At 71.5% G+C, this 4,071-nt stretch carries 4 protein-coding genes; 3 read left to right on the plus strand and 1 reads right to left on the minus strand.

Features of this window, described 5'->3' with window-relative positions; all coding sequences use genetic code 11:
* A partial coding sequence (locus AOK24_RS49965; protein WP_206191347.1) for a methyltransferase domain-containing protein occupies positions 1-463 on the minus strand: 463 nt, incomplete at its 3' end.
* A 135-nt stretch (positions 464-598) separates the two neighbouring features.
* Between AOK24_RS49965 and cobT the strand changes: the two genes are divergently transcribed.
* The 3 genes from cobT to AOK24_RS49970 form a co-directional block, all read left to right on the plus strand.
* Positions 599-1,693 carry a nicotinate-nucleotide--dimethylbenzimidazole phosphoribosyltransferase gene (cobT, locus tag AOK24_RS39485; protein ID WP_055724742.1) on the plus strand — a complete coding sequence of 365 codons (1,095 nt, stop codon included), beginning with the start codon at positions 599-601 and terminating at the stop codon, positions 1,691-1,693.
* An 88-nt stretch (positions 1,694-1,781) separates the two neighbouring features.
* Positions 1,782-3,461 (plus strand): phosphatidylglycerol lysyltransferase domain-containing protein, encoded by a 1,680-nt coding sequence (locus tag AOK24_RS39490; RefSeq protein WP_055724743.1) that lies wholly within the window; start codon positions 1,782-1,784, stop codon positions 3,459-3,461.
* Positions 3,458-4,071: hypothetical protein (locus AOK24_RS49970; RefSeq protein WP_055724744.1), on the plus strand; the 614-nt coding region annotated here is incomplete at its 3' end. The genes AOK24_RS39490 and AOK24_RS49970, both read left to right, overlap by 4 nt.

Raw genomic sequence — 4,071 nt, forward strand, 5'->3', positions numbered from 1 at the left:
AGAGTTCGGCTCGGGGGTCGGGGGTGTGGGCGAGGTGGTGGAGGACGCTGATCACGTCGTAGCGGGAGTCGAGGGCGGGAGTCAGGGCCCGGTGCGCCTCCTCTACCCGGCCTGCTGAGCGCGCCCGGTCCACTCGCGGCGTCGCGTCTACCCCGTCGAAGGACGTGTATGTGAAGAGTTCCTTGGCCGCTTCGGGGAAGTCCGCGTCACCCGTGCCGATGTCCAGCCAGCTCTCCGGTTCCGGGAACGGGGTCATCGCGTGGGCGGTGGCGCGGAGGCGGCGTCGGGTGGTGCGTGCGGCGAGGGCGCGGTCCAGGAGGGGGCCCTGTACGGCATCCGCCGTCGTACGGAAACCGTGCCCGCAGTCCGCGCACTCGGCGTACCCGGCGTAGCGCCCCGGACGGATCTGTTTCGAGGCGCACCAGGGGCAGTCGGCGCTGTGTGGTTCCTGGATGTCCGGCATACGCGCTCCCCGGTGGGCGACATTCTTCGCGAAACGGAACGTATGGGATCGCGATCTTGCGTGCAACGACGCCGCACCCCCGGCGGTGAGATGTGGCGCGGAAACTGTTCGACCGGGGCCGGTACTGTTCGGCGAATGAGCTCGCTTAATCTCGACGACTTCACCGATCTGATCGAGCGCCCCGACGGCGGGGTACGGCGCGACGCGGAGGCGCGGCGTGAGCGTCAGATCGTGCCGCCCGGTGCGCTGGGGCGCCTCGACGACCTGGGTGAGTGGCTGGCGGCGGCGCAGGGCGTGGTCCCGGTGCGCCCGGTCGACCGCCCCCGGGTCGTGCTGTTCGCCGGGGACCACGGGATCGCCGAACTGGGCGTCTCCTCGCGGCCGGCCGGCACCGCCGCCGAGCTGGTGCGGGCGATCCTGGAGGGCGGTCGCCCCGTTTCCGTGCTGGCGCGCCGCGCCGGGGTCCCGGTGCGGGTCGTGGACATGTCCCTGGACTGCGAGCCGGACGCGTTCCCGGCGGATGTCGTACGGCACCGGGTACGGCGGGGCAGCGGCCGTATCGACATCGAGGACGCGCTGACCCTGGAGGAGGCGGAGGCGGCGTTCCGCGCGGGCGTGGCGGTCGCCGACGAGGAGGCGGACTCGGGGACCGACCTCGTGGTGCTGGGTGATGTGAGCGTGGGCGGGACGACGGCGGCCGGCGTGCTGATCGCCGCGCTGTGCGGGACGGACGCCTCGGTCGTGACGGGGCGTGGCGGGCTCGCCATCGACGACCTCGCCTGGATGCGGAAGTGCGCGGCGATCCGGGACGCGCTGCGGCGGGCCCGGCCGGTGCTCGGGGATCAGCTTCAGCTGCTGGCGACCGTCGGCGGCGCGGATCTCGCCGCGATGACCGGGTTCCTGCTCCAGTGCGCCGTACGGAAGCTGCCGGTCGTGCTGGACGGGGTGGTTGTCGCCGCGTGTGCGCTGGTGGGCCAGCGGGTCGCCTTCCGGGCGCCGGACTGGTGGCTGGCCGCGCACAGGACCGGGGAGCCGGGGCAGGCGAAGGCGCTCGACCGGATGGCGCTGGAGCCGCTGCTGGAGCAGAACGTGCAGGTCGGGGAGGGTGCGGGGGGTGTGCTGGCGCTGCCGCTGGTGCAGGCCGCCGCCGCGCTCGCCGCGGAGTTGCCGGAGAAGGCGGAGGAGAAGCCTGCGGACGAGGCCGTGGAGCCGGAGGCGTCCGAGGCGTAGGGGTGTGGGCGCAGTCCCGTCGGGTCGGGCTGCGCCCTTGCGCGGTGATCGTCAGGTTTGCGCATAACGGGACATAGCATCCCGACGCATGGGACGCGTTCGGGCTGGTGCTGTCGTTGTCTGGTATCTGCGGGTGGTTGCGTTCGTCAACTTCCTCAGTGGGGTGTGGGTGTCGTTCGGACAGGATGTCCGGCAGCACAATCAGGCGGATCTCTTCACGCCGTATCTCTTGACCGCCGGATTTTCCTCCGGGGTTTTCGCCACGTTTCTCGCCGTGATGACGCGGAGGCGGAAGCGGGCCGCGTGGATTCTCAATCTGGGGCTCAGCGGGGCTTTTCTGTTGCTGTTCTCCGTGGCCATGCTGCTGCCTGAAGTCCGACGTTATCCGCAGAATTGGGTGTCCCTCGGGATCACCGCCGGGTTCGTGCTGGCGTTGCTTCTCGGGCGGCCGGAGTTCTACGCCAAGGGGGACCGGGCCAACCCGAAGCTCGCGGCTCTGGTGGGCGGGGGCGGGCTGCTGGGCGCGTCTTTGCTGGCCGGAGGGCTGGTCGCGCTCACCGACACAGCGGGCGGCAGCTTCGCCCGGCAGTGGTGGTACGGCACTCTGCGGCTCGCGTCGGTCTCCGCCGAGGAGTCGGGGGTCGCGCCGCCCACCTGGGTCGATGTCGCCGTCAACGGGATGAGCACCGTCCTCGTGCTCGCCGTGCTGTATGCCGCGTTCCGTTCCCGCCGGGTCGTCGACCCGCTGGACCACGAGGACGAGAAACGGCTCCGGGAACTCCTCGACAAACATGGCGAGCGGGATTCCCTCGGCTATTTCTCCTTGCGCCGGGAAAAGAGCGTCGTGTGGTCGCCGACGTACAAAGCGGCGGTCGCTTATCGGGTCGTCGGGGGTGTTTCCCTCGCCTCGGGAGATCCGCTCGGAGATCCCGAGGCGTGGCCGGGGGCGATTGCTCCGTGGCTCGACGAAGCGCGGGCGCACGGGTGGATTCCGGCGGTCATGGGGGCCGGGGAAGAGGCGGGGAACGTGTACCGGCGGCACGGGCTCGACGCGCTGGAACTCGGGGACGAGGCGATCGTGGAGGTGGACGAGTTCACGCTGGAGGGCAGGGCGATGCGGACCGTGCGGCAGGCGTACAACCGGGTGCGGCGGGCTGGGTACACCGTGCGGATCCGGCGGCACGAGGAGGTTCCGGGCGCCGAGATGGCCGGGGTCGTACGGCTGGCCGACGCGTGGCGGGACGGGGACACCGAGCGCGGGTTCAGCATGGCGCTCGGCAGGCTCGGGGACCCCCGGGACGGGCGGTGCGTGGTCGTCGAGTGCTTCGACGCGGACGGGGTGCCCCGGGCGCTGCTGTCCTTCGTACCGTGGGGCCCCCGCGGGCTCTCCCTCGACCTCATGCGGCGTGATCGCGGCAGCGACAACGGGCTGATGGAGTACATGGTCATCGAACTCCTGCGGCGGGGCGGGGAGATCGGGATCACTCAGGTCTCACTCAACTTCGCGATGTTCCGGTCCGTCTTCGAACGCGGGGCGCGGCTCGGTGCCGGGCCCGTGCTGCGGCTGTGGCGGTCCCTGCTCAGCTTCTGCTCCCGGTGGTGGCAGATCGAGTCCCTCTACCGGGCCAACGCGAAGTACCGGCCGATCTGGGAGCCGCGGTTCCTGCTCTTCGAGAAGAGCGCGGACCTGCCCCGGATCGGGCTGGCGTCTGCTCGGGCGGAGGGGTTCTTGGAAGTGCCGGGATGGTTGCCGGGAGGCCGCCGATGAACGTCCTCGTCCGGTGGGCCCGTACCGAGTGGGGCCCGCTGTGGCTCGCCGTGCGGCGGCGGTGGGCCGTACCGGTGATGACGGTCGCCGCGGTCTGTACGACGTCGGTGCTGCAAGCCGTGCAGAACCTCGACTGGGGGTACCAGGTCGTCCAGGACCTCGGCGCGGTCCGCGCGCAGGACCCCCTCTACCTCGCTCTGCTCCGTACGCCGCTCTCCCTCTTCGTCCCCGCGCTCGACCTGCCGGTCTGGGGTGCGCTGGCCCAGATCCTGCTGGTGTTCGGGCTCGCGGAGATCTGTCTCGGGTGGTGGCGGACGCTGGCCGTCGCGTACGCCGCGACCCTCGCCGGGACGCTGTACGCGCGCGTCGGCGTCGCGCTGGGGCCCGATGTGCCGGTGTTAGGGCTGCCCGCCTCGGACGCGAAGGTCGTCGACACGGGGCCGTCGGCCGCCGTCGTGGGGCTCGCGGTGTGTCTGGCGTGGCGGTACCGGGCGTACGTGACCGGGGCGGTGGTCGTGCTCGCGATGCTGGTGGAGGTGGCCGTCAAGACGAACCTCGCGGGGAAGGAGCACGTGGCGGCGATCGTCGCGGTGGGGGTGCTGGTGGGGGT

It is taken from the genome of Streptomyces niveiscabiei, from assembly GCF_001419795.1.
GTDB lineage: Bacteria > Actinomycetota > Actinomycetes > Streptomycetales > Streptomycetaceae > Streptomyces > Streptomyces niveiscabiei.

Excerpts from the sequence above, each read along its gene's own strand:
- AOK24_RS39490 (WP_055724743.1), top strand. The coding sequence starts at position 1,782 with ATGGGACGCGTTCGGGCTGGTGCTGTCGTTGTCTGGTATCTGCGGGTG.
- cobT (WP_055724742.1), top strand. The coding sequence starts at position 599 with ATGAGCTCGCTTAATCTCGACGACTTCACCGATCTGATCGAGCGCCCC.